Genomic DNA, 2880 nt, shown 5'->3' with positions numbered 1-2880 from the left:
GGCACTTTAGCGCGTTCAGGCCGAACGAGTTGTGGGTGGCGGACATCACCTACGTACGAACCCTGTCCGACTGGGTCTATGTGGCCTTCGCCCGCTGACGTCTACTCCCGTCGGATCATCGGCTGGCAGACCTCCACGAGCCCGTACACTGACCTGGCCCTGGACGCTCTGAAGATGGGGATCTGGCAGCGCAGGCGCGAGGGCGCGGACCTGAAGGGGCTGATTCATCACACGCGGCCGGGGTGTGCAGTACCGGGCAATCCGTTACGGGCAGGCCCTGTCCGAGGCCGATGCTGTGGCCTCTGTGGGGTCGAAGGGCGACTCCTACGATAACGCGTTGGCCGAGGCCCTGAATTCCCTGTACAAGGCTGAATTGATCCGCAACCGTCACTACCCCGACTCCTATGGCCCCTGGCAGGGTATTGATGATGTCGAGTTCGCTACCGCCCAGTGGGTGCACTGGTACAACACAACCCGTCCTCACTGCGCCATCGACATGCACACTCCGATCGAGCACGAGCAGGCCTACACCCCACCACCACAAGACGACACCAACACCATCAACCAACCCCAGCCGGCAACCGCCGACGCCAGATAAAACAGCCTCCACAAAACCCGGGGCTTGACACGGTGCCTTGTTGGGGTTGGCCTGATAAGGGGATACGGGTGGGACGCATCCCCATCTGCTGCGCATTACTCCACCGCACACCAGATGCCGCACCACGAGCCAACCCCGCCGCACCAGCAGCACCCGCAGCCGCACCCGCCGCACCACCTGTGGGGTTGTTGTCTTGGAAGGAGAGGCGTCCGGCTTCCCGGACCCGGTCCATCAAATCCCCTCCACCCGGACCATACAAGTAGCGTGCCTCCGCCGAATCAGCTCGGATCATCCTGCCTTGTGGGGTACCCACCATGCCCTCCACACGCTCACCCGCATACCACGAAAACATCCACGCCAAACTCCCAGAAACACCCACACCAGCAGCAATCGCACCCACCGACGGAACAACAGACCCACCACCATCCGACACATCCACATCCATGTCCGTGTCGGCCGGGCGGCCCTCCGCCAACGCCGCAGCATACGACGCGCCACCATCGGACGGCAGGCCCGTCACCGACGAATCCACACCAGACAACGGTGGCGCGTAGGTGACATAGGACCGTGGAGCCGCCTTCTCCGAGCGGGGCAGCATACGAATCGCACGATCCACCTCCTCACCCACATAATCCACCATCCGCCCAGCCCGCTCCTCATACCCACTATCGCGAGCCTCATACGCCTGATGAGCATGCTGCAGCTGCCCCGTCACATCCACACCCGGATTCACCGTCGCAACACCATTAAGCGCACCCGACTGCGCCACATACGCCGCATCCGACGACGTCGTATCCGCACTGATTTCTTCATGCGCCTGCCGAGCTACCTCCGTCACATCCGCAATCACCTCCGCCGACTTACTCATCGCCCGAATGTCGTCGGCGTGCTGGCCCATCCGTTGCCGGATACCGTCCATTGAGCTCAGAAACGCTTCACCCGCCGCGCCACGAATCCCTAAATCATCCGGATTCATCCGCTCACCAATCGTACCCCGCAACCCCTCAAAACCCTCACTGATCTTGCCAAGCCTTCGCGACAATTTGAAGGCTTGGTTCGGGTCGAATGCGGCAATATCCTCTAGGCGTCTGCGCTGTTCCCTGCTCGCCATAATCGTCTCCAATCTCCTCGCCGACGATGCTTGGTTCATTTGGCTTGGCTGCCACCACTGCCCACAGCCGGTGACAATTTCTATTCGCGACCCTACAACCCATCCCTCCCCGTCCGCTATGGGTATCAATGCCCACACCATAGACTTGACAAACCCGCCCTCCCCTGATCTCAACGACAACCGGTAGAGTAGAAATGTCCCGAGCCTGCTCACACTCAAGGCCTGCATAATGCGGATAAACCTGCAACAATCAATACCACGACCAGCAGACCAGACAGGAGAACCCTCATGACCACGCCACCGTTCGGACCACAGCCACCTCACCCCAGTCACTACTCGCACGACACGCAAACACCAGCCCCACACAGCAACCCACCCAGCCCCACTCAGGGCACTACCGCTGTGACTGCTTCTCAACGGGGTCTGCCCGGGTGGGCCTGGGTACTCGTCGGTGCCCTGATCGTCATCGCGGTGGTGGTCGCCGGGATCATGATCGCTGGACGCAACCACGCCACACCCACACCGGCGACCAGTGACCACACGACACGCCCAGTACCTACGCCAAGCACGGCCACGCCGGAACCCACCACGGTCTCGCCCACCTCCGGGGCTACGCAGATCGGGGACTGGAGCGTGGAAGTTGTAGAGTACAAGCCAGATGTCACCGAGTATTTGACCACTTACGACCCACCCGTAAAGATCACGATCGAGGGCCACCGGTTCCTGGGCATCAAACTCCGCGTCACCAACACCGGAGACAGGGCCAACGCCTTCACTGAGCTCGGAGAACGCCTCGACGGATACACCAACGGACATAAACTATACGAACCGTACTATCTTGATGTTGGAGTCAGTTACCGCGGAGACGACTACCTTTCAGATGTCCGCTACCTGGAACCTGGTGAGTCTGGGGAAGGCTGGCTGTTCTACGAAGTTCGCGGCGACTTCGAACTGACCGACATCGAAATGCAAGACCGCCGCGACCCGAACAACAAGACACCATGGACCAGTGTCCCCTTCCCCGCACCAACAGAGACGACATCAACACCAACCACCACCCCATAACCCCAACCCGACCCACCATGACCTCACTGCCACACCACGACCTGGCCTCACGGCGGCACCACGATCAGAAGTGCCCGCTACTAGTGAAGAGGAACGATAGCCTCCC

2 protein-coding genes and 1 pseudogene are annotated in these 2880 nt (G+C 60.9%); 2 read left to right on the top strand and 1 reads right to left on the bottom strand.

Annotation, left to right across the window (positions count from 1 at the left end; all coding sequences use genetic code 11):
* Nucleotides 1–598 (top strand): annotated as a pseudogene (locus EKN07_RS13075) (IS3 family transposase); the annotation flags it as partial.
* Here the strand turns inward: EKN07_RS13075 and EKN07_RS12310 are convergent.
* Entirely contained in the window at nt 561–1709 is a 1149-nt protein-coding gene (locus tag EKN07_RS12310; RefSeq protein ID WP_126146562.1) for a hypothetical protein, read from the bottom strand. The pseudogene EKN07_RS13075 and the gene EKN07_RS12310 sit on opposite strands and share 38 nt — an antisense overlap.
* Nucleotides 1710–1997: 288 nt before the next feature.
* Here EKN07_RS12310 and EKN07_RS12305 point away from each other — a divergent pair, with 288 nt between their 5' ends.
* On the top strand, nt 1998–2774 hold the full coding sequence (locus EKN07_RS12305) for a hypothetical protein (protein ID WP_206435735.1): 777 nt from the start codon (nt 1998–2000) through the stop codon (nt 2772–2774).
* The last annotated feature ends 106 nt before the right edge of the window (nt 2775–2880 follow it).

The sequence above is a fragment of the Actinobaculum sp. 352 genome (assembly GCF_003957265.1).
Classification (GTDB): domain Bacteria; phylum Actinomycetota; class Actinomycetes; order Actinomycetales; family Actinomycetaceae; genus Asp313.
Note: the sequence above shows the minus strand (reverse complement) of the source record. Positions and strands in the feature narration are given on the sequence as shown.

Bases quoted from the DNA above. Each gene is read 5' to 3' on its own strand.
- EKN07_RS12305 (WP_206435735.1), top strand. From the start codon at position 1,998: ATGACCACGCCACCGTTCGGACCACAGCCACCTCACCCCAGTCACTAC.
- EKN07_RS12310 (WP_126146562.1), bottom strand. From the start codon at position 1,709: ATGGCGAGCAGGGAACAGCGCAGACGCCTAGAGGATATTGCCGCATTC.